Genomic DNA, 22,699 nt, shown 5'->3' with positions numbered 1-22,699 from the left:
CAACCCAAAACTTACAGATATCTCTAATCCTGAGAAATTTTATTACGTTACAGAAATGAAATTTGCTGGGAATAGTAAAGAAAAGGATAAATCGACTGTTATTTACAATCGTAATATCACAATAACAGATATTCCTCTTGAAGCTTATGAGTATATCGTAAATGGTAAATCTGCTCTTGAATGGGTTATGAGGCGGCAATGTGTAAAAACTGATAAAAAGAGTGGCATTGTTAATGATGCCAATTGCTATGCGGTTGAGACCATTGGCAACCCTGCCTATCCATTGGAATTGTTCCAAAGGGTTATTACGGTAAGTTTAGAAACAATAAAGATTGTTAAGAACCTCCCAAAATTGGAATTAAGAGAAACTGAATAGATTTATGAATCATACCAATCTCATAAGGGGTATAGATTTATAACCATAATCTATACTCTCTTATTAGGTTGCTTACTTATAATCTTAAAGGAATGATTTACTATACGCTATTCTAAAAAGAGAGAATGAGATTTTTTTACATTGCCTTTAAAAGATTAACGCGCAATTTAAGATGATGCTTTTAAATATCCTTCAAATGCTCTCTTTAAAGAGAAATATAAGTATTGATAATAACCACGCTTAACGTAAAGCATGGTTACTGCTTTGAGCGCTTTATTGATATCTTCAATGCCTAAACAGCGCCCTTCCCAACGGGAAATGCTGCCATGAAGATCTCTATAAGAAATCAATCGTGCACCAATCAACGCAATGCTTTTGATCATCACACAGGTTTTTGATCTCGGAGCATCATCGGAGCTGCTCTCCTCATTATCTTCAAAAAACACTTCAGGCTTCCCTGTCCTTTTGTGCCATTCCTGGAAACGTCGCTGTTGCGTTTGTTGACGTTGAATACTCTCTGATTGATCAATCGCTTGATCCCGTATATTTGCTGCAAAGCCTGGCAACGCGATAAAACTCAAAGCCACAGCAAGCACAAAAAAACAAAATAACCGGATTATTAATTTTTATACTCAACAGGAAGGGCAAATAGTCATATACGTAATATATCAAAAATATTCTAAACTGACACGAAAGAGCTGCTCAACATCACGAACATACTCAGAAAGAGCAAAAATAACTATCCGATCACCAGACAAAATACGCGTATCTGCCGAAAGCTGTATGATTGTTTTATTACGATAAATTGCACCAATTCTCAAACCATCAGATAAATTGAGTTCTGATAATGACTTCCCAACCAATGAAGATGTTTGCATAACTTCAGCCTCAATAATTTCTGCCTGCCCATTAAAAACCGAATGAACAGCACGAATACGTCCACGGCGCATTTGTTGCAAAATTCTCGATATCGTAACACTATGTGGATTAAGATAAGCATCTACACCAACAGCACGGCTAAATTCTTGGTAAGCAACATTATTAATCAAAACCATATTGGCTTTACATCCCAATCTTTTAGCGATAATCGCACTTAAGAGATTAACTTGGTCCTGATTGGTCAATGTAATCATTAAATCAGACTGATCAATTCCAGCTTCTTGAAGAATTACTGGATCTAAGACATTACCATATAAAACTGTCGTTTTTTCGAGTTGATCAGCAATTGTTAACGCTCTCTCTCTGTGCGATTCTATAATCTTTAATCTTAGTTTATGGAGGCGCTTTTCAATAGCCTGAGCAACGTAAAGACCAATGTGACCACCTCCTGCAATAATCATGCGATGTGCATCTTGTTCTTTATGACCAAAAAGCCCAACGGCCCGACGCATCTGATCACGAGCAACAACAAGATAGGTCACATCGCCAACGCGCAACTGTGTCTCTGAATGTGCGACTAATAATTCTGATCCACGCTTAATAGCAGTAACTGTCGTGCGAAGATCTGGAAAAAGCTCCGTTAATTGACGCAAAGGTGTATTAATAACCGGGCAATCTTCCATACATTCCAAAGCTAAAGCAACAATATCATCATTACAAAAATAAAGGACATCTATTGCTCCAGGTAAAGCAATACGACGTAAAACCATTTCTCCAACTTCAACTTCAGGAGAAATAACCACATCAATGGGAATATTCTCTCTAGCAAAAAGTGTTTTATAGCGTGGTTCTAAATAAGATTGTGAGCGAATACGTGCTATTTTTGTTGGAACATTAAATAATGAGTGCGCTACTTGGCAAGCAACCATATTGACTTCATCAAATAAAGTGACTGCAATCAACATATCAGCTTTGTCTGCATCGGCGGCTAAAAGGACTTCAGGCCGTGAACCATGACCAACAAAACCTCTTACATCTAATGTATCACGAATTTTTTCAATCAATCTCGTCTCAATATCAATAACAGTAACATCGTGATTTTCAGCAGCAAGACGCTCTGCTATTCCATAACCAACTTGTCCTGCTCCACAAATAATAACACGCATAACCTTAAGAAACTCCAAGTGCTTTAAGCTTACGATGCAGAGCTGAACGCTCCATACCTATAAATTCGGCTGTACGTGATATATTTCCACCCAAACGTCCAATTTGCGCCTCTAAATACTTCTTTTCAAATAATTCTCGTGCTTCACGTAATGGTAAATCCATTATACTCCCATCTGTATCCATTTGAATGCGTGGTAAAGAATCGTTCACTTCACTAGGAAGAAATTCTGCTGTTATTGGGCCATCGCCATCACGCACAAGAATGAGAAGACGCTCAATATTGTTGCGTAATTGTCGGACATTCCCCGGCCAAGCATGTGTTTGTAAAATAGCGATAACATCATCACTGATCTCACGAGGTTTAATACCAACCTGCTGTGATATTGTTTTAACAAAATGCCGCACAAGTTCTGGAATGTCTTCACGACGCGCTGACAATGGTGGAACCGTAATAGGAACAACCGAAAGGCGGTGAAAAAGATCTTCCCTAAAGCATCCGTCAGAAATGAGGTTTTCAAGATTTTGTGCTGTTGAGGAAATAATACGAACATCCACCTTGACACGTTTTGTGCCACCAACTCTCTCAAATGTTTGTCCCGTCAATACGCGAAGAATTTTACCTTGAGTTTCACGGGGCATATCAGCAATTTCATCAAGATATAATATACCACCATGTGCTTCTTCTAATGCACCGATTTTGCGCTCCCCTCCCTCCACTTCGCTGCCAAACAATTCTATTTCCATTCTTTCCGGAGTAATCGTTGCAGCATTTATTGTAACAAATGGCCCATTCGAACGTGTTGAAAGTGCGTGAATAGCACGTGCAACCATCTCTTTCCCGGCTCCTGACGGACCTGTAATCATGACACGACTATTGGTTGGCGCTACTTTTTCTATGACTTGCTGCAAATGCCTTATAGCAGTCGATTTTCCCAGCAGTTCTAATGTTTCACTTGAGCGCTTTCGTAATTCTAAAAGCTCACGTTTTAAATTTGAATTTTCAAGAGTCCGTTCCGCAACCAATACAAGCCGATCCGCTTTAAAAGGTTTTTCAATAAAATCATACGCCCCTCGTTTTATAGCAGAAACAGCTGTCTCAATATTACCATGACCAGAAATCATAACGACTGGAAGAGCAGGATATCGCATTTTAATTTCATCAAGCAATACCAAACCATCAAGACGACTTCCTTGTAACCAAATATCTAAAAAAATAAGCTTTGGAATACGTTCATTAATTTGCGCTAAGGCTTCATCAGAATTACAGGCAACACGCGTTTCATAACCTTCATCATCTAAAATACCAGCAACAAGCTCACGAATATCTGCTTCATCATCAACAATTAAGATATCTGATACCATTCTATTCCCCTATCTTACAACCTGTAGCCTATGTAACATTATCCTGCTTAACCCCATCTTCCGGAAATATCAAACGGATCATCGCACCACGACCTTCATAAAAACTCTGCGGTGCATCATGTAATTCCATAAAACCACCATGATCTTCAATAACTTTGCGCACTATAGCTAACCCGAGTCCTGTTCCTTTTTCCCGCGTTGTTATATAAGGTTCTAATAATTTTTGCCTTTGCTCTTTAGGAAGTCCTTTACCATTATCAACAACATCTACAACCACACATCCTCTTTGCCGATAAGAACGTACAAGAATGTGACCATGAATACTTTCCTCTCGCATAACCGAATCTATAGACTCGCTAGCATTTTTAATAACATTGCAAAAAGCTTGTACAATGAGACGATTATCAAATGCGCCCATAAGTGGTACATTTCCTAAGTCTTGCTCGAAATGAATATCATGTCGTGTTACTTCTATCAAGAAACATGCTTCACGCAGTAATCCGCGTATATCTAAGACATTCATTTGCGGTTTAGGCATACGCACAAAAGAAGAAAATTCATCAACCATACGCCCAATATCTCCAACTTGTCGAATAATCGTATCAACACATCGCTCAAAAACCTCTCGATCTTGGGTAATAACTTTGTTGTAACGTTTACGAATACGTTCAGCCGATAATTGAATAGGCGTAAGTGGATTTTTGATTTCGTGTGCAATACGCCGCGCAATATCTGCCCACGCTGAAGTCCGTTGTGCTTCTACAAGGTCTGTAATATCATCAATCGTGAGAACCCAAGATTGTCCCTGTCCATCATCTTCCTCCATTGTAATTTGCACATTCCAAACACGCTCTTGTCCTGCAACACTTAAAGTTACTTGCTCACGATGATTCTTCCGATCTAACGAGCGCGCAGACTGAAAAACCTGCCAAATTTCAGCACTTAATGATAAAAGACTGCGACCAATAACGTGTTCAGAGCGAATATCAAACATTGTCTCAATAGACCGATTGATAATGGTAATATCACCATTATCATCAATACCAGCTACACCCGCTGTTACACCAGATAAAACAGCTTCAGAAAAACGCCGTCTCTCATCAATTTGATCGCGAACTGCAATCAACTCATTGCGCCGACTTTTTAGTTCACTCACCATATAATTAAAAGTTTTCGATAACTGCCCAATATCCCCATCTTTTGCGCGTACGGGCACAAAAATTTCCATATTTCCAGAAGCAACATCATCCGCAGCACTAATAAGAAGGCGAATAGGGCGTACCAACCGATCAGCAACAGCGATACCAGTCCAAATAGCTGATAAGAATAAACTAAAGAAAAGACATAAATAAAGCATACCAAATGCGATTTGCGTGAGGAGGCGATTTTCATTTAAATCGCGATAACGATCCGTATTGATTTCCGTCAAACGTAAAGCAGAGAGAACTTCTTTATCAACATCGCGTACCAAATACAAAAATGTGTTTGGAATATTCGTAAATTTCAAAACAATGCCAAAATAATCATGAACTCCCGGTTGAAAAGAAAATGGCCTCGCACTGGTTGCGCGTTCAATAAGATGGGAAGGAGGAATCGGAAGTTTATCTTCATCACCAAGATCACTTGATATAAAAACAGTTCCACTAGAACTTAATAAAAATGCACCACGCAAATTGCGTCCTATAGCGTGACGCGTTAATTGCATCCTATATTCAGATGGATTTCGCTCTAAAAGCCTTTTATTATCAAGTGCAAATGCCATAGCGTAGGATAAATTTTTCAAATTTTGCAGCATTTCATCCGCATAAGCATTGGCTAAATTGATAGAAGAACCTACAATTTGCCGCGTTGTTGTATCAAACCATCGATCAAGTCCTAAATTCAATGCAGGACCTGATACAAGAGCAACTGCAACAGCCGGCATTGTTGCAACAAGTGCAAATAACGAAATAAGACGCACATGAAGGCGAGAACCTGCTCGTCTTGAGCGCCACGCTCTAATGATGGGGATCATCTCATAAAAAACAATGACCACAAGCCCTAAAACCCAAATACTATTAATCGCTATAAGTATAAGGGTTACTGCTCTACTAGGAACAACAGGGGTCAATCCAATAAGAATGATAAACGAAACAGATGCTGTTAGCAAAGCCAACACAATAACTGTGATCCCTAAAAAGATATACATCTTACTTAAGCGATACAATTCATCATTAGAAATGTTTTTATTTATATCTTGGAGCTTCGTCACTGATGTTGTATTCATGATTAGCTTACACTATCCTATCCCATGTCTCTCATATAACCTCTTGCGACAAAAGTTGACAATAGCAATGCCACATTTAAAATAAAGCAAATTGAGTAAATGAGGAAAGAACTTCTACATTTTGCAAAATATCTTTAAAATCAAAATATCTTTAAAATAAAGTGTATTCAGTGATAGTTTACAGAGGAGAGGAGATGAGATTAACAAAACAGACAAATTATGCGCTCCGAATGCTCATGTACTGTGCAAATAATCAAGGATCTTTAAGTCGTATTCCAGAAATTGCCAAAGCATATGCTGTTTCTGAGTTTTTTCTCTTTAAAATTCTTCAACCACTCGTTGAAGCAGGTTTCATACAAACAGTACGTGGGCGCAACGGTGGGATTAAATTGGCCAAACCCGCAACAGAGATTTCGGTGGCTGATGTTGTAAAAGTAACAGAAGATAACTTTTCCATGGCAGAATGTTTTGATACTGCAGAACCTAATTGCCCATTGATAGATTTTTGTGGTTTAAATATCGCACTTCAAAAAGCATTAAATGCTTTTTTTGATGTATTATCAATGATATCTCTTGCTGATCTACACAGACCAAAATTTCAAAATCAATTTAAAATTGATGATCATAAAACGATAAAAATAATATAAAAGGAGATTCAATATTTCTATTGCAGCAATCATATTAGCCGCAGGACGCGGTGAAAGAGCGGGGGCTCCACAAAAAATTCCAAAACAATACCGGCTTCTAGGACAAGAGCCAGTTATTTGTCATACTGTGCGTTGTTTTGTGCAGCACCCGGCCATTACAATCATTATCCTCGTTATTCATCCAGAGGATCATCAAATCTGTGAGCAAACTATCGCCAAATTTAAAGAACACCTCACCATCGTTGAAGGAGGCGGTACACGTCAAGTATCCACCTTACGTGGTCTTCATGCACTTAAAAAATTTAAGCCCCAATATGTCCATATTCATGATGGTGCTCGCCCTTTTATCACAAACCAACTCCTCGACAAAATACACAGCACCGTCAATCCTCAAGAAGGTGTTCTTCCAGTTCTCCCTATTCCTGATACCCTCAAACGTGTAAATAGCGAACACTACGTTTTAGAAACAATTCCACGCCCCCATCTTTATAGTGCACAAACTCCACAGTGTTTTCCCTTTGAATCTATCTTAGCTGCCCATGAAAAAGCAAAGCAAGCTTGCAAAAAAAAATTCACGGATGATTCTGCAATTGCAGAATGGTCTGGAATTCCTATGCGGACCATCCTTGGAGATCCTAACAATATGAAAATTACATGGCACCAAGATTTTGATACTGCACATTTATATCTCCAAAAAAAAATGCAAATATTTCCTGATCTGCGCACTGGCAATGGTTATGATGTTCACTCTTTCGAAGAAGGGACTTCTCTTACATTATGTGGTATAGAAATTCCTTTTCATAAAAAATTAAATGGACACTCCGATGCTGATGTCGCTCTTCATGCACTCACAGATGCTCTTCTTGCTACTCAAGGAGTAGGAGATATAGGCACACATTTTCCCCCCTCTGATCCTCAATGGAAAAATGCATCTTCAGAAATTTTTCTACGCCATGCTCTTGATATTGTTAAACAAGCAGGTGGACGTATTGCCAATATTGATATCACACTGATCGCTGAAGAGCCTAAAATCGGCCCCTATCGTCATACAATGACAGAAAATCTTATGAGGATACTAACAATTTCATCTGATCGAATTTCCATCAAAGCAACAACAAATGAAAAACTCGGATTTATTGGTCGTGGTGAAGGCATTGCAGCTTTCGCAACAGCTAGCGTCCTTTACCCAGGAGAAATTCCCAAATGACATATTTTTGTGAAAAACAAACACGTGAAGTCCTTACAGCTTGTCGCCAAAAAGGTTTGCTTTTAACAACTGTTGAATCTTGTACAGGAGGGCTCATTGCTGCAAATCTCACCAGTATTGCAGGATCTTCAGATGTATTCGATTGTGGATTTGTTGTTTATTCAAATGAATCTAAAACACGCCTTGTTGGCGTATGTGCTGAACTTATAAAAAGCTATGGCGCTGTTTCAAAAGAAGTCGCTCTTGCAATGGCTGAGGGTGGATTAAAATATTCACACGCTGGAATTGCAGTTTCTGTAACAGGAATTGCTGGACCTGGAGGGGCATATCTCGATAAACCCATAGGACTTGTGCATTTTGCAGTTGCTCACAAAAACCATAAAACCTTGCACACAGAAAAGCACTTTGGAAATCTTGATCGTAACGCTATCCGCTATGCAACTGTTGAAAACGCTTTGAACATGATCTTGAAAGCTCTTCAATAATATTTCCACGTCTGATTTCTCGTTTTATGTTACTACAATTACAGCTCATGATATCTGATACGTATCATACAAAAAATAAACTGAACAAATTATGTTATTGGAGATCCATAGATTCGGTGTGCGCGCATTTCAAAAGCATCGGTAAATTTACGAACAGCAATATCAAACATTGATCCCATGACTAATCCAAGCATTTTGCTTTTAAATTCATAATCAATAAAAAAATCTACACGACATGCATTATTCTTCTCAATATCATGAAAAGCCCAACGATTTTCAAGATATTTAAATGGACCATCAATATATTGCACCTCTATGAGATTTTTCTTTGGCTGAAGAAACACTTGGGTCGTAAAAATTTCTCGGATAACTTTATAACCAACGATCATATCAGCAAGAATTAATGTTTTTTCTTCATATTCCTTACGAGAACGTACAATTAACCCTTCACACATTGGTAAAAATTCAGGATAATGTTCAACATCTGCAACAAGATCAAACATTTCACTGGCACTATGGGCAATCTGCCGATGTGTTGTAAAAGTTGGCATAACTATCTCTGTAAGGCAAATTTTTCATCACGCGCTTTTTGCAAAATTGCGAAATCATCGCCAGCATGATGAGATGAACGCGTCAGAGGATTGGAAGCCATATGTAAAAAACCTTTCACTTTACCAATTTTAGCAAAAGACTCAAATTCTTCAGGAGGCACAAAACGAATAACCGGATGATGCTTTCGTGTAGGCTGCAAATATTGTCCAATTGTCATAAAGTCAACATCAGCAGTGCGCAAATCATCCATCAATTGAAGAATTTCATTTCGTTCTTCCCCAAGACCAACCATAATTCCTGATTTTGTGAAGATTGTTGGATCAAGTTCTTTAACGCGTTGTAATAACCGAATCGAATGAAAATAACGCGCTCCTGGACGAACCTTTAAATATTTAGAAGGAACTGTTTCTAAATTATGATTAAAAACATCAGGTTTGGCAGCAACAACAATTTCTAAAGCTCCATCCTTATGGCGAAAATCAGGGGTAAGAACTTCAATTGTTGTCTTTTGCGCTTTTCGACGAATAGCATAAATAACTTTGGCAAAATGCTCAGCACCACCATCAGCAAGATCATCACGATCAACTGATGTAATGACAACATGTTTGAGTCCCATCTGTGCTACCGCATCTGCTACACGCTCTGGCTCATTATCATCAACAGCAAGCGGGATCCCTGTTGCAACATTGCAAAATGCACAAGCCCGCGTGCATATTTCACCTAAAATCATGAAACTAGCATGCCGTTGACTCCAACACTCGCCAACATTTGGGCAGCCTGCTTCTTCACATACGGTTACTAATTTATGAGCACGCACAATACCATGCGTTTCTTTATATATCTGTGATGTTGGTGCTTTTACACGAATCCAATCCGGTTTTTTTTGAATGTTTGTATCCGGACGATGCGCTTTTTCAGGATGACGCAAACGTCTATTCGTAACTCTATCAACAACCGTAACCATTTAAGTCTTTGCCCTATCAATATGGAATGACAATGAAAAATTAAAGACAAAATTTTTCATACACTCCAGCCATCAAGCATTTAAAACTTGACCATAAGCATCCAATACACTTTCTTTCATCATTTCCGATAATGTCGGATGTGGAAAGACAGTATGCATCAATTCTTCTTCGGTTGTTTCAAGATTCATAGCAATGACAAAACCTTGAATCAATTCTGTTACTTCTGCCCCTACCATATGTGCACCAAGAAGCTGTCCGGTTTTTTTATCAAAAATAGTTTTCACTAATCCCTGATCTTCACCCAAAGCAATAGCTTTGCCGTTTGCGGAAAAAGAATAGCGACCAATACGTATATCATAGCCTGCTTCTTTTGCAGCCGCTTCCGAAAAGCCTACAGAGGCAACTTGTGGCGTGCAATATGTGCACCCTGGAATTTTTCTCTTATCAAGCGGATGCGTATTCTCAAAACCCGCAAGATGTTCAATGCATATCACGCCCTCTTCTTCTGCTTTATGTGCTAACATAGGCGGACCAGCTACATCACCAATAGCATAAATACCCTCTACCCCCGTCCAGCTCCATTCATCGGTTACAATGCACCCACGATCGGTTTTTATACCCAATGCTTCTAATCCAAGATTCTCAATATTCCCCTGAACCCCAACAGCGGAAATCAGCCGATCAGTTGTTATTGTTTCTGTTTTACCCTTCACTTCAATATGAGCTGTAAGAGAATCAGAAGCTTTTTCAACCTTGGCTATTTTTGCTTGCGTAAGAATGCGAAGGCCTTTTTTTTCTAACTGTTTACGCGCAAAGGTTGAAATTTCAATATCTTCAGCAGGCATAATGTGAGGCATCATTTCAACAACAGTGACCTTCGCTCCCATATCATGATAAAAAGAAGCAAATTCAATGCCAATTGCCCCAGACCCCATGACCAAAAGTGACTTCGGCATCGTTTGCGGAATCATTGCTTCAAAATAAGTCCAAATATGCTTTCCATCTGGCTCAATACCAGGAAGGATACGAGGACGCGCACCAGTTGCAATAATGACATGCTTTGCTTGATAAATCCCCTCTCCTAATGTTCCTTTAGGTACTGGATTTTGCGGTTGCATAATCGGCTTGGACGATGAAGAAACCATAATTTCCGCAGGCTGACTTCCTTTCGCCCCCTTCGTAAGCTTTGCTTCCCCCCAAATAATATCGATTTTATTTTTTTTCATCAAGAAACCAACACCAGCATTTAAACGCGCTGAAACCCCACGGGAACGGGCCACAACATCTTTGATGTTCGCTTCAACTGAACCATTAAGCTTTAAACCATAATCTTTCGCATGTTCAGCAAAATACTTCATTTCTGCTGAACGCAAAAGCGCCTTTGTTGGAATACATCCCCAATTTAAGCAAATCCCACCAAGATGTTCACGTTCAACAATCGCAGTCTTGAAGCCACATTGCGCCGCACGAATTGCCGTTACATATCCACCAGGACCCGATCCAATCACAATTACATCATAAAGATTCACCACAGTAATTCCTCCATGGATATACACAAAATGCCCTCTTTAAACTGAAAATCCAAAAGTAATACAACAAAATTCCCTTTTTTCTTTCATTTTAAAGCTTCACATAAATGACTTCTACAAACTTAGAACGTGCAACAACATTGCCCTTCAAACTCTTTAAGTCTGTTTTCATCATATTAAACACCATCCCACACATCATTTCATCAAGAGCTTTTCAATAGCTCAAATGAGCATTGCTAATGGATTTTCAATCATCTTCTTAAAAGTCTGTGCAAGCTCTGCTGCTAACGCACCATCAACAGCACGATGATCAGCAGAAAGTGTAACCGACATGACTGTGGCAATACCCAACGCACCATTTTTAACAACAGCACGTTGTTCACCTGCACCAATCGCAAAAATTGTTGCATGCGGCGGATTAAGAATAGCAGAAAAACTTTTTACACCATACATTCCCATATTTGAGACAGTTGTCGTTCCCCCCTGATACTCTTCCATTTTTAACTTGCGCTCACGTGCACGCTTTGCAAAATCCTTCATCTCATGAGAAATAACCGATAAAGATTTCTCCTCTGCATGGCGAATAATTGGCGTAATTAACCCATTTGCAACAGAAACAGCTACCCCAACATCACAATGTTTGTGACGAAGTATTCCTTCTTCAAGCCAAGATACATTCGCATCGGGAACTGCCTTCAAAGCAAGTGCCACAGCTTTAATAATCATATCATTCACAGAAAGCTTATAAACAGGCTTAGATCCTTCCTGCATCTTAACCATTGGTGCAGCAGCATTCAATTGTTTACGAAGCTCCAATAACGCATCAAGTTCACAATCGAGCGTCACATAAAAATGCGGAACTCTTTGCTTTGATTCCACCAAACGTTTAGCGATAGTTTTTCGCATATTATTATGGGGTGTAAATACATATTCTTCTTCTTTAAAAAGGCTCAATATCTGTTTGTCAGAAGCACCTATAGCTACGAGCTGTTCACTTTGTGATGAACAAGAAGCGGTTAAAACACCACTACTCACGGCTTTTTCTACATCACGCTTGATAATGCGCCCATGAGGACCACTCCCAGAAACAAGTGATAAATCAAGACCAGCTTGTGCTGCCAATCGACGCGCCAAGGGCGAAGCAAAAAGACGTATATCTTTTTTATTTTGCTGTATTTCTTGCTGAACTGATGACACATCAGACATCTGTGTTATCTTTGAATTTATCTGTTTGACATCCTTTAATTCTTTGATTGCAAAAGAGGAAGAGGCTTCCTCTACAATCTTTGCAACCTCTGCTAAATCTTCGCCTTCTTCCGCTAAAATAACAATTAAACTATTAACTTTAACGCCTTGCGTTCCAGAAGGTACAACGATCTTAGCAACAGTTCCCTCATCAACGGCCTCTACTTCCATTGTCGCCTTATCTGTTTCAATTTCGGCAATAATATCACCAGAAGAAACTTTATCTCCTACCTTAACATTCCATTTTGATAAATTCCCTTCTTCCATCGTTGGGGAAAGCGCAGGCATTGTAATTTTAATAGGCATCGTGCTTTCCTCCGTTACGCTCTATAAGTCACTGCCTTAACGGCTTCAACAATTTCAGAAATGTTGGGTAAAGCCAACTTTTCAAGATTGGCTGCATAAGGCATGGGAACATCTTTGCCAGAAATTGTTGCAACTGGTGCATCAAGATAGTCAAAAGCCTGCTGCATAACACGTGTTGCTATTTCAGTTCCAACAGATGACTGAGGATAACCTTCTTCAATTGTTACCAAACGACCTGTTTTCTTGACTGAAGAAACAATCGTTGGAAGATCCATCGGACGAATGGTCCGTAAATCAATCAATTCAACATCGATACCTAGCTTTTCAATGTCTGGCAATGCTTGAACAGCATAATGCATCCCAATCCCGCAAGCAACAACCGTAACATCTTGTCCAGATTTATGAATACGCGCCTTACCAATAGGTAAAACAAAATCATCCATCTGAGGAACATCAAATTGATGACCATATAAAATCTCGTTCTCAAGGAAAATAACAGGATTGTCATCACGAATAGCAGCTTTCAGCAAACCTTTTGCATCTGCAGCACTATAAGGCATGACAACCTTCAAACCTGGCACATGACTGTACCAGGCGGCATAGCACTGAGAATGCTGTGCACCAACACGCGCAGCCGCACCATTGGGACCACGAAAAACCATAGGAGCAGTCATTTGTCCACCAGACATATAACGCGTTTTCGCTGCAGAGTTGATGATTTGATCAATTGCCTGCATAGCAAAATTAAATGTCATAAACTCGACAATAGGACGTAACCCTCCAAAAGCAGCTCCAACAGCCAAACCTGCAAAACCATGTTCCGTAATTGGTGTATCAATAACGCGGCGTGCGCCAAATTCTTCTAATAAGCCTTGGCTTACTTTATAAGCACCCTGATATTGCGCTACTTCTTCCCCCAACAGGAAAACCATCTCATCACGGCGCATTTCTTCAGCCATAGCCTGATTAAGTGCTTCACGCACCGTCATCGTAACCATTTGTGTCCCCACTGGAATATCAAAATCAGAGCTGCTTTTTAAAGCAGGAGAGACTGGAACAGCTGTAGAGAGAGAAAGAGATTCTGCTTGCAATTTTTGATGCACATTTAAGGAATTAGCAGTTTGTGAAAGATCCTCAGCACTTTCACCTTCTTCTAACAATACTGCAATAACAGTGTTAACCTTTACACCTTCAGAACCTTCAAGAACACAAATTTTACCAAGAGTGCCTTCATCAACAGCCTCTACTTCCATCATTGCCTTATCCGTTTCAATTTCAGCAATAACATCACCAGAGCTCACTTTATCGCCCTCTTTCTTGAGCCATTTAGATAATTTACCTTCTTCCATCGTTGGTGAAAGCGCAGGCATCAAAATATCAATAGACATACTCGCTTCCTTCACATCAAACTAAAACATCAGTATAGAGCTCAGAAGCATCTGGCTCTTGATCACTTTGCGCAAACTCTGCTGCATCTGCAACAATTGCACGCACCTCTTTATCAATAGACTTTAAGTCGTCTTCGCTCGCCCAGCCTTGTTTAAGAATCCGATTCTTTACCTGATCAATTGGATCGTGCTCTTCCTTTACTTTTTGAACCTCTTCCTTGGAGCGATATTTTGCTGGATCAGACATAGAGTGACCACGATAGCGATAGGTCTGCATATCAAGAATAATCGGTCCTTTTCCCGAACGCGCCCAAGCAACGGCTTCATCAGCAGCTCCTTTTGCTGCTCGAACATCCATACCATCAACAACAATGCCTGGAATTTCAAAAGAAAGACCACGACGAGAAAAGTCAGTCTCTGCTGAAGCACGCGCAACAGATGTTCCCATAGCATATTGATTATTTTCAATAACATAAATAACAGGAAGCTTCCACAGAGAAGCCATATTAAAACTTTCGTAAACCTGCCCCTGATTGGCAGCACCATCACCAAAATACACCAATGTCACATTATCCTTACCAAGATATTGATTCGAAAACGCTAAACCAGAACCAATCGGAACCTGTGCACCAACAATGCCATGCCCACCATAAAAATTCTTTTCTTTAGAAAACATATGCATCGAGCCTCCTTTCCCTTTGGAAAAGCCACCTCGACGCCCCGTTAATTCTGCCATGACACCACGCGGACTCATACCAACCGCCAACATATGTCCATGATCACGATAAGAAGTTATAACCTGATCCCCCTCTTTTGCTGCTTTCAATGTTCCAATAACAACAGCTTCTTGCCCAATATAGAGATGACAAAATCCACCAATAAGCCCCATACCATACAGCTGCCCCGCCTTTTCTTCAAAGCGACGAATTAAAAGCATCTCACGATAAGCATCAATTTCTTCTTCTTTGGTAAAATGCGCTCTTGGTGCTCTCTTTGCGGTGTTTGATAATGCAGTATGCACCACGGATGCAGAACCTTTTTTAGACCTTTCTGCCATATTAAACTCCCTTTTGTAATTATCTAGGAATAACCTTTACAAACAAAAGTTACAAGCATTATCAGTCGTCTCAAACACTATCATAAGCAATTGTTTAAAAATATTTTTTGAAATTATAGAACCTCTTATTAATTTTTAACATCATTTACAAGGGGTTAGAATTGTCAACTCATTTGGCTTAGAAAAATTTAAATTCTTTCGGATATACTCATCCAACATATCTCTTTCAATATGTCCGTTGCGTAAAAGAGAAATACGCTTTTCAATAGATATCCGCTCAGATTCCACTCTATGAAATTCTTCTTCTAATTCAACAATCTGTTGATTAACCTTACTGCGTGAATACAGACCATATTCACCATGATAAATGTGATAACTAAAATAACCCAGAACTCCCACTGTCATAAGTGGGAGTACAAAGCGTGTTTTGATTGATCTGCGTTTTTGCTTTGTCCACATAAAATAGCACAGTCTTTAAGGCACAATCCTCTTCATATTTTGCCTAACTATGCACAATTTTCATTAATAGCCCATTACCAAACTCAACACATACAAAAAATTTATTGTGATACACTCAAAAACACTGCCACAATAAAGCTATACCATACTACTTATTTTTATCTTACAATATACAATCTCTACCAATTTGTAATTTGGTTCCCATCTTCGTCAGTAAACTTCCCAGATACAATAACTATAAAATCAATAATCACCCAAATCACAGATACAGCTGATCCCAAAAATGAGAAAGTTAGAATAAGCATTAAAATACCCGTTCCAAATTTACCAACCATAAAGCGGTGAGCACCAAAAAAACAACAAACAAGGGCCAATACCAATTTTGATTGTTTTAACTGTTATTTACCCATGAGAGGAAAAACAGACTTAATGACATCTCCTTCACATATAAAATCAATGGAATCACCTACCTTTGGTGGATTTTTTCCTAATCAATCCCCATTTGAAAAGTGATAGCGCTTACCATCCTCACCTGCAACAAGATACGCACCTCGATCATGACTAATAATCTCACCCTTCATCTTTAACACCTATAATTGTTGCTTATGTGGTATTTATAAACAAATTGTTTCTCGCTTGATAATACGTTGATAAACTCCAGCACGTGAATACAATTTGTATTCACCGTAATAAATGCAATAATTAAAATAGCATAAAATTCTCCCCTGAATGGCTTAAAGTTTCTCAAAACTATAAGTGGTGATACACAGCACATTCTAATCGATTTCCATTTCGTCCATATAGAATGTGCACCGTCTTTTTGATATTTTTAATCAACCACGCATTGTTTCTATTAATATTTTATCATAAAATACTTACATAAAAGCAATTTTTTTGAATATATCTTCCATAACAAAAATAGACAGCCTACTCTTGTACCCTCATATTACCCCGTACAAATTCTACCAACGTGTAATTTGCTTCCCATCTTTGTCAGTAAATTTTCCAGCAGCAATAACTATAAAGTCAATAATTGCCCAAATCCCCGTAATCATCACTCCAGCAATGGTTAAAGATAGAATAAGCATTAAAGCACCAGTTCTCACTTTACCAACCATAAAACGGTGAACACCAAATATACCAGTGATCCAACAAATGAGTGCTAACATTGGTTTTGAAGGATCTGAATCTTGTTGCAACAATGGAAAAACAGAATTGACACTATCTCCGTCACACACAAAATCAACTGCATCACCCACCCTTGGTGGATTTTTTCCTAACCAATCCCAAGTTGCAAACTGATACCGCTTACCATCATCACCCGAGACAAGATAAGTTGCTTGATCCTGACTAATAATTATACCTCTCATCTTTTAACACCTATAAAATTGTTACTTATAAGCCCTTGACAAAAAAGTTAAATTTCATAATCCAAACGATATCCCATTCTCAAATCTTGCCCTCAACTCTCAATGTTGCAAATGCCCCGCATAACATGCCTGCTTTCCTAGCATTTCTTCAATACGAATGAGTTGATTATATTTTGCTAATCTATCTGAACGTGCAAGAGAACCTGTTTTAATTTGCCCACAATTTGTTGCAACAGCAAGATCTGCAATGAAAGAATCCTCCGTTTCACCTGAACGGTGTGATATAATGGCGCGGTAACCTGCTTTATGCGCTGTTTCTACAGCATCAAGCGTCTCACTCAACGTACCAATCTGATTTACTTTAATAAGAATAGAATTGGCCGCTCCCATTTTGATACCCTCACGCAAACGCGCCGAATTCGTGACAAACAAATCATCGCCAACAAGCTGACATTTTTGACCAATTGAATGCGTAAGTAACTTCCAACCTTCCCAATCATCCTCAGCCATTCCATCCTCAATCGTAATAATCGGATAAGTTTCAACAAGTTGTGCTAAATAATCTACCTGTTCCTGAACATCACGACATTTGCCCTCACCTTTATAAAAATAGGAACCATTTTTATAAAATTCCGTTGAAGCACAATCTAAACCAAGAGCAATTTGTTCCCCTGGTTTATACCCACACGAAATTATAGATTCCATAATAAAATCAATTGCCTGCTCTGCACTTTTAAATTGAGGTGCAAAACCACCTTCATCACCAACATTGGTATTATGGCCTGCATCTTTTAAACGTTTTTTCAATGTATGAAAAACTTCCGCACCATAGCGGACCGCCTCTTTTAGTGTAGATGCACCCACAGGAATAATCATAAATTCCTGAAAATCAATTGGGTTATCAGCATGAACACCACCATTTATAATATTCATCATTGGGATTGGAAGAACATGTGCTTGTATACCACCAATATAACGATACAAAGGCAAAGATAATGATTTTGCTGCTGCTCTTGCTACAGCCAATGAAACACCGAGAAGTGCATTAGCACCAAGACGTGCTTTGTTTTCTGTTCCATCTAAGGCAATCATAGCTTGATCAATGGCTATCTGATCTCTTGCATCTCGCCCACCAAGTTCTTCAAGAATTTCACCATTGACTGCAGCAACTGCTTTCTCAACACCTTTCCCTTGATAGCGCATACCACCATCACGAAGCTCGATAGCTTCATGCGCACCAGTCGACGCCCCTGAGGGGACTAGAGCACGCCCAAAAACTCCATTCTCCAAATGAACATCAACTTCTACCGTTGGATTCCCTCGACTATCAAGCACTTCACGTCCAATAATATCGACAATGATCGTCATGTGCGTTTCCTTCTCCAACAAAAGTCTTGTGTCATTTTAAAGGCCATAATGGTGGCTTCCTCTCTATTCAATTCACTTTTTTTGACAGATAATCAAATTCCACTAAAGTCTCAAGGAGTCTTTGTAAATCATCAATTTTAATCATATTAGGTCCATCAGAAGGTGCATTATCTGGATCTTGATGCGTTTCTAAAAAAATGCCTGCCACCCCAATAGAAACAGCTGCACGTGCCAAAACTTCAACAAATTGACGCTGTCCACCAGATGCATCACCTTGCCCCCCTGGTTCCTGAACAGAATGTGTTGCATCAAAAATAACAGGAGCCCCCATTGAACGCAAAATGGGTAATGAACGCATATCAGAAATAAGTCGGTTATAACCAAATGAAGTGCCTCGTTCACAAAGCATAACATTCGGATTACCGCTTTGCGTAACCTTTCTTAAAACATTCTTCATATCCCACGGAGCTAAAAACTGACCTTTTTTAATATTGATAACACGCCCTGTTTTGGCCGCTGCTACCAAAAGATCTGTTTGACGACATAAAAAAGCGGGTATTTGTAAAATATCTACCATAGAAGCGACAACCGTGCATTGCTCTTCTGTATGTACATCCGTCAATACCGGACAACCAAATTCCTTCTTCAGATCAGAAAAAATAGCCATTGCTTTTTCAAAACCAATACCACGTGCCGCACTCAAGGATGTTCTATTGGCTTTATCGTAACTGGATTTATAAACAAACCCAATACCAAGGTGATCCGTAATTTGCTTAATCCGACCTGCCATTTCAAAAGTATGATCTCGGCTTTCCATCTGACATGGTCCCGCAATCAATGAAAAAGGCGCTTCATTTGAAAATACAACATTTCCAACTTTTACAACGGCGTTTGGTTCAAACACTTTATCCCTCAAAAAGCAAATAACCCCATAATATATGAACTAAACCAGTCTACTTTGTTCTACAGTGGCTTCAATAAAAGAAGAAAAAAGTGGATGCGGTTCAAAAGGACGTGATTTCAGTTCCGGATGATATTGAACACCAATGAACCATGGATGATCAGCATATTCTATTGTCTCTGGCAAAATACCATCGGGAGACATACCAGAAAAAATCAAACCACATTGTTCTAGCTTGTCTTTATAATCAATATTGACCTCATAACGATGACGATGTCGCTCGCAAATTCTTGTCATTCCATAAATTTTTGCAATACGGCTATCCTCTTTTAATTCAGCGGCAAAAGCACCAAGACGCATTGTGCCGCCAAGATTGCCACATTGGGTACGTTTCTCCAGAATATCCCCTTTGAGCCATTCTGTCATCAAACCCACAATCGGATTTGTTGTTTGGCAAAATTCACTTGATGAGGCATTCTCAATCTGTGCAATATTACGTGCAGCTTCGATGCAAGCCAATTGCATCCCAAAACAAATACCTAAAAATGGAACTTTACGCTCCCGCGCAAATTGAATTGCTCGAATCTTCCCTTCAGCACCACGTGCTCCAAAAGCACCAGGAACTAAAATCCCATGAACTTTTTGCAAATAAGACGTAGGATCTTCTCTTTCAAAAAGCTCTGCTTCAATCCACGTAATATTAACCTTCACTTTATTTGCTAAACCACCATGTGCAATCGCCTCAGTAAGAGATTTGTAAGCATCCTTCAATCCCGTATACTTTCCAACAACAGCGATTGTTACTTCTCCCTCGGGGTGATGAATTCGATGTGTAATATCTTCCCAACGACCCATCTGGGGTTTAGGTGTCAGATCCATTCCAAAAGCAGAAAGAACTTCTGCATCTAAGCCCTCTTTATGATATGCTATGGGAACATCATAAATCGTTGGCATATCCAATGCCTGAATAACCGCACTTGGACGAACATTACAAAAAAGTGATAATTTGCTTCGCTCTGTTTCTGGAATAGGGCGATCTGCACGCACCAGCAAAATATCTGGAGCAATACCAATTGATTGTAATTCTTTTACGGAATGTTGTGTTGGTTTGGTTTTTAATTCCCCAGCTGAAGAAATATAAGGCATTAATGTAAGATGCACATAAAGAACTTTTTGCCGCGACAATTCATTGCGAAGCTGGCGAATTGCTTCTAGAAAAGGCATTGCTTCAATATCACCAACCGTACCACCTATTTCACACAAAACAAAGTCAAATTCTTCATTTCCCGTAGTAATGAATTTCTTAATTTCATCGGTAACATGAGGAATAACCTGAACTGTTTCTCCCAAATAATCACCACGTCGTTCGCGTTCGATAATATTTTGATAAATACGCCCTGTCGTGACATTGTCTTGGCTATTTGCAGAACACCCCGTAAAACGCTCATAATGACCAAGGTCAAGGTCAGTTTCTGCACCATCATCAGTCACAAATACTTCACCATGTTGATAAGGCGACATTGTGCCTGGATCAACATTCAAATAAGGATCAAGCTTGCGAAGCCGTATACGATACCCACGAGCTTGCAATAACGCAGCTAATGCCGCGGCTGCAATGCCTTTTCCAAGGGAAGAAACCACACCACCAGTAATAAAAATATAACGTGCCATAGGCTTATGGTGATAAGCAGTTTCTTACGATTCTTCCAGAAAAAAATGCAAAAAGAAACAATTTTTCTTCTACAACAATAAAAAAGGTGAAAAATCACCTTTTTTAAATCTGTACTTTGTAAAAAGACTATTTTGTACTGTTGTCTGGAACTGAATTTTCAAGAATCGATGGAACTGGATTTTCAGTTTCAAAACCCGTAGATTGTTTTTGCTCCTGAGGTGAAGATGAAACACCTCCTAGCTGTTCAAGGATAGAAGGTTGTGCTTTATCATTTGGTGATGGCGTACTCTTTGAAGTTTCTTCGCTTGTAGAATTTTGTTTTGAATTAACCGGAATACGCTTGAGAATGTCAGAACTGGAGTTTGATATACTTCCAACGACGGTAAGGCCAATGGATACTGTAAAAAAACAACATGCTAAAATAGCGGTCAAACGTGTTAGCGGATTTTTAGATCCACGCGTTCTCATCAACCCAGAACCACTATTCGCACCAAGTCCGCCGCCTTCCGAAGGCTGAATTAATATAACACCAACTAAAATGATAACAACCAAAAAATGGATAACAATAAGTACTGTCTGCATAAACCCTGCTCTTCAAATAACTTCTCTCGGTTATTTACACATAAATAGCACATAATCCAAGGGAAAACCAAGATTCCTTTGCTATAATTTACGACAAACATCGCAAATAGTTAAAAAGTCAATCGCTTTTAAGCTTGCCCCACCTATCAAAGCACCATTAACATGATCAGTACTCAAAAGCTCAAATGCATTGGATGGTTTTACTGACCCTCCATAAAGCAAACGCATCTTATTTCCTTCATTGCCAAAACGAGAGCGCATCTCATCACGAATAAAATGATGTACTTCTGCTACATCTGCTGAGGTTGGCGTATTCCCTGTACCTACAGCCCATATAGGCTCATAAGCAATAATGACATTCTCTGCTGTTGCACCATCCGGCAAAGATTCCGCAAGCTGCCGCGTGAGCACATCCAATATTTTATTACTTTTACGCTCCTCCAATGTTTCACCAATACAAACAAGAGCAATAAGACCCGCTCGCCACGCTGCTTGCACTTTAGCACAAACAAGTGCATCACTTTCTTGATAAGCTGTGCGGCGCTCTGAATGCCCAATAATAACATGGCTTGCCCCTGCTTCCTTAAGCATAAAAGCTGAAATATCCCCAGTATAAGGGCCATGATCATCAAAATGGCAATTTTGCCCCCCTAAAAGAAGACTCTCACCACCTAACGTATTAAAAGCCCGCGATAAAAGTGTTGCTGGAATACAAATAAGCGCCTCAAATAAATGGCCTAAATCAGAGCTAACACCAGCAGCAATGGCACGCAATTCTCCAAGCGATTCACCGGTTCCATTCATTTTCCAATTTCCAGCAATAAAAGGTCGAATCTTTGGAGACATATTTTCACCTCAAGAACTATCCCAACATATTATTTTCTTTTAGGTATCAAATTATAAAATGAAAGCAAGT

At 39.3% G+C, this 22,699-nt stretch carries 21 protein-coding genes and 1 pseudogene; 4 read left to right on the top strand and 18 right to left on the bottom strand.

The genetic code is table 11. The features are described from left to right. On the top strand, positions 1-376 hold a 376-nt coding region (locus NPX99_RS02940; RefSeq protein WP_329957931.1), incomplete at its 5' end, for a type ISP restriction/modification enzyme. Positions 377-543: 167 nt separating this feature from the next. Here the strand turns inward: NPX99_RS02940 and NPX99_RS02935 are convergent. From NPX99_RS02935 to NPX99_RS02920, 4 genes are all read right to left on the bottom strand, one after another. Further along, positions 544-963 carry a POTRA domain-containing protein gene (locus tag NPX99_RS02935; RefSeq protein WP_269030262.1) on the bottom strand — a complete coding sequence of 140 codons (420 nt, stop codon included), beginning with the start codon at positions 961-963 and terminating at the stop codon, positions 544-546. A gap of 81 nt (positions 964-1,044) precedes the next feature. Continuing rightward, entirely contained in the window at positions 1,045-2,421 is a 1,377-nt protein-coding gene (gene trkA / locus NPX99_RS02930; protein ID WP_269030261.1) for a Trk system potassium transporter TrkA, read from the bottom strand. Positions 2,422-2,425: 4 nt separating this feature from the next. Next, positions 2,426-3,784 (bottom strand): nitrogen assimilation response regulator NtrX, encoded by a 1,359-nt coding sequence (ntrX, locus tag NPX99_RS02925; RefSeq protein WP_269030260.1) that lies wholly within the window; start codon positions 3,782-3,784, stop codon positions 2,426-2,428. 28 nt (positions 3,785-3,812) lie between these two features. After that, positions 3,813-6,050, bottom strand: a complete 2,238-nt coding sequence (locus tag NPX99_RS02920) for a sensor histidine kinase NtrY-like (RefSeq protein WP_269030259.1) — start codon at positions 6,048-6,050, stop codon at positions 3,813-3,815. Positions 6,051-6,244: 194 nt separating this feature from the next. Here NPX99_RS02920 and rirA point away from each other — a divergent pair, with 194 nt between their 5' ends. The 3 genes from rirA to NPX99_RS02905 are packed head-to-tail and all read left to right on the top strand — an operon-like array spanning position 6,245 to position 8,389. After that, positions 6,245-6,697: an iron-responsive transcriptional regulator RirA gene (rirA, locus tag NPX99_RS02915; protein ID WP_269030258.1), complete on the top strand. Its 453-nt coding sequence runs from the start codon at positions 6,245-6,247 to the stop codon at positions 6,695-6,697. 13 nt (positions 6,698-6,710) lie between these two features. Further along, positions 6,711-7,904 carry a bifunctional 2-C-methyl-D-erythritol 4-phosphate cytidylyltransferase/2-C-methyl-D-erythritol 2,4-cyclodiphosphate synthase gene (locus NPX99_RS02910; RefSeq protein ID WP_269030288.1) on the top strand — a complete coding sequence of 398 codons (1,194 nt, stop codon included), beginning with the start codon at positions 6,711-6,713 and terminating at the stop codon, positions 7,902-7,904. Continuing rightward, positions 7,901-8,389, top strand: a complete 489-nt coding sequence (locus NPX99_RS02905) for a CinA family protein (protein WP_269030257.1) — start codon at positions 7,901-7,903, stop codon at positions 8,387-8,389. The genes NPX99_RS02910 and NPX99_RS02905 overlap by 4 nt, the downstream gene beginning before the upstream one ends. Positions 8,390-8,478: 89 nt before the next feature. On the opposite strand, the gene NPX99_RS02900 is transcribed toward NPX99_RS02905, so the two are convergent. The 14 genes and pseudogenes from NPX99_RS02900 to tpiA all read right to left on the bottom strand — a co-directional run bounded on the left by NPX99_RS02900 (position 8,479) and on the right by tpiA (position 22,629). Beyond that, on the bottom strand, positions 8,479-8,940 hold the full coding sequence (locus tag NPX99_RS02900) for a type II toxin-antitoxin system RatA family toxin (protein ID WP_269030256.1): 462 nt from the start codon (positions 8,938-8,940) through the stop codon (positions 8,479-8,481). Between the two features lie 2 nt (positions 8,941-8,942). Further along, complete coding sequence (gene lipA, locus NPX99_RS02895) at positions 8,943-9,905, bottom strand: lipoyl synthase (protein ID WP_269030255.1); 963 nt, start codon at positions 9,903-9,905, stop codon at positions 8,943-8,945. A 72-nt stretch (positions 9,906-9,977) separates the two neighbouring features. After that, positions 9,978-11,438: a dihydrolipoyl dehydrogenase gene (lpdA, locus tag NPX99_RS02890; protein WP_269030254.1), complete on the bottom strand. Its 1,461-nt coding sequence runs from the start codon at positions 11,436-11,438 to the stop codon at positions 9,978-9,980. A 219-nt stretch (positions 11,439-11,657) separates the two neighbouring features. Further along, on the bottom strand, positions 11,658-12,986 hold the full coding sequence (locus NPX99_RS02885) for a pyruvate dehydrogenase complex dihydrolipoamide acetyltransferase (RefSeq protein ID WP_269030253.1): 1,329 nt from the start codon (positions 12,984-12,986) through the stop codon (positions 11,658-11,660). Between the two features lie 14 nt (positions 12,987-13,000). Next, positions 13,001-14,374: a pyruvate dehydrogenase complex E1 component subunit beta gene (locus tag NPX99_RS02880; RefSeq protein WP_269030252.1), complete on the bottom strand. Its 1,374-nt coding sequence runs from the start codon at positions 14,372-14,374 to the stop codon at positions 13,001-13,003. Positions 14,375-14,390: 16 nt separating this feature from the next. Then, entirely contained in the window at positions 14,391-15,431 is a 1,041-nt protein-coding gene (gene pdhA, locus NPX99_RS02875) for a pyruvate dehydrogenase (acetyl-transferring) E1 component subunit alpha (protein ID WP_269030251.1), read from the bottom strand. A 141-nt stretch (positions 15,432-15,572) separates the two neighbouring features. Then, positions 15,573-15,890: an FtsB family cell division protein gene (locus NPX99_RS02870; protein ID WP_269030250.1), complete on the bottom strand. Its 318-nt coding sequence runs from the start codon at positions 15,888-15,890 to the stop codon at positions 15,573-15,575. Between the two features lie 179 nt (positions 15,891-16,069). Beyond that, positions 16,070-16,471: pseudogene (locus tag NPX99_RS02865) on the bottom strand (NINE protein). A 381-nt stretch (positions 16,472-16,852) separates the two neighbouring features. After that, positions 16,853-17,260 (bottom strand): TM2 domain-containing protein, encoded by a 408-nt coding sequence (locus tag NPX99_RS02860; protein WP_269030249.1) that lies wholly within the window; start codon positions 17,258-17,260, stop codon positions 16,853-16,855. A gap of 99 nt (positions 17,261-17,359) precedes the next feature. Further along, positions 17,360-18,628: a phosphopyruvate hydratase gene (eno, locus tag NPX99_RS02855; RefSeq protein WP_269030248.1), complete on the bottom strand. Its 1,269-nt coding sequence runs from the start codon at positions 18,626-18,628 to the stop codon at positions 17,360-17,362. Positions 18,629-18,695: 67 nt separating this feature from the next. Then, complete coding sequence (gene kdsA, locus NPX99_RS02850; RefSeq protein ID WP_269030247.1) at positions 18,696-19,532, bottom strand: 3-deoxy-8-phosphooctulonate synthase; 837 nt, start codon at positions 19,530-19,532, stop codon at positions 18,696-18,698. A 39-nt stretch (positions 19,533-19,571) separates the two neighbouring features. Then, entirely contained in the window at positions 19,572-21,200 is a 1,629-nt protein-coding gene (locus NPX99_RS02845; RefSeq protein ID WP_269030246.1) for a CTP synthase, read from the bottom strand. 127 nt (positions 21,201-21,327) lie between these two features. Beyond that, positions 21,328-21,783 carry a preprotein translocase subunit SecG gene (gene secG, locus NPX99_RS02840; RefSeq protein WP_269030245.1) on the bottom strand — a complete coding sequence of 152 codons (456 nt, stop codon included), beginning with the start codon at positions 21,781-21,783 and terminating at the stop codon, positions 21,328-21,330. Between the two features lie 81 nt (positions 21,784-21,864). Further along, positions 21,865-22,629: a triose-phosphate isomerase gene (gene tpiA, locus NPX99_RS02835; protein ID WP_269030244.1), complete on the bottom strand. Its 765-nt coding sequence runs from the start codon at positions 22,627-22,629 to the stop codon at positions 21,865-21,867. Positions 22,630-22,699 lie beyond the last annotated feature (70 nt).

Origin of the sequence: Bartonella sp. 220B, assembly GCF_026930205.1 — a bacterium.
GTDB lineage: Bacteria > Pseudomonadota > Alphaproteobacteria > Rhizobiales > Rhizobiaceae > Bartonella.
Note: the sequence above shows the minus strand (reverse complement) of the source record. Positions and strands in the feature narration are given on the sequence as shown.

Excerpts from the sequence above, each read along its gene's own strand:
- trkA (WP_269030261.1), bottom strand. The coding sequence starts at position 2,421 with ATGCGTGTTATTATTTGTGGAGCAGGACAAGTTGGTTATGGAATAGCA.
- ntrX (WP_269030260.1), bottom strand. The coding sequence starts at position 3,784 with ATGGTATCAGATATCTTAATTGTTGATGATGAAGCAGATATTCGTGAG.
- NPX99_RS02920 (WP_269030259.1), bottom strand. The coding sequence starts at position 6,050 with ATGAATACAACATCAGTGACGAAGCTCCAAGATATAAATAAAAACATT.
- rirA (WP_269030258.1), top strand. The coding sequence starts at position 6,245 with ATGAGATTAACAAAACAGACAAATTATGCGCTCCGAATGCTCATGTAC.
- NPX99_RS02905 (WP_269030257.1), top strand. The coding sequence starts at position 7,901 with ATGACATATTTTTGTGAAAAACAAACACGTGAAGTCCTTACAGCTTGT.
- NPX99_RS02900 (WP_269030256.1), bottom strand. The coding sequence starts at position 8,940 with ATGCCAACTTTTACAACACATCGGCAGATTGCCCATAGTGCCAGTGAA.
- lipA (WP_269030255.1), bottom strand. The coding sequence starts at position 9,905 with ATGGTTACGGTTGTTGATAGAGTTACGAATAGACGTTTGCGTCATCCT.
- NPX99_RS02885 (WP_269030253.1), bottom strand. The coding sequence starts at position 12,986 with ATGCCTATTAAAATTACAATGCCTGCGCTTTCCCCAACGATGGAAGAA.
- NPX99_RS02880 (WP_269030252.1), bottom strand. The coding sequence starts at position 14,374 with ATGTCTATTGATATTTTGATGCCTGCGCTTTCACCAACGATGGAAGAA.
- pdhA (WP_269030251.1), bottom strand. The coding sequence starts at position 15,431 with ATGGCAGAAAGGTCTAAAAAAGGTTCTGCATCCGTGGTGCATACTGCA.
- NPX99_RS02870 (WP_269030250.1), bottom strand. The coding sequence starts at position 15,890 with ATGTGGACAAAGCAAAAACGCAGATCAATCAAAACACGCTTTGTACTC.
- NPX99_RS02860 (WP_269030249.1), bottom strand. The coding sequence starts at position 17,260 with ATGAGAGGTATAATTATTAGTCAGGATCAAGCAACTTATCTTGTCTCG.
- eno (WP_269030248.1), bottom strand. The coding sequence starts at position 18,628 with ATGACGATCATTGTCGATATTATTGGACGTGAAGTGCTTGATAGTCGA.
- NPX99_RS02845 (WP_269030246.1), bottom strand. The coding sequence starts at position 21,200 with ATGGCACGTTATATTTTTATTACTGGTGGTGTGGTTTCTTCCCTTGGA.
- secG (WP_269030245.1), bottom strand. The coding sequence starts at position 21,783 with ATGCAGACAGTACTTATTGTTATCCATTTTTTGGTTGTTATCATTTTA.
- tpiA (WP_269030244.1), bottom strand. The coding sequence starts at position 22,629 with ATGTCTCCAAAGATTCGACCTTTTATTGCTGGAAATTGGAAAATGAAT.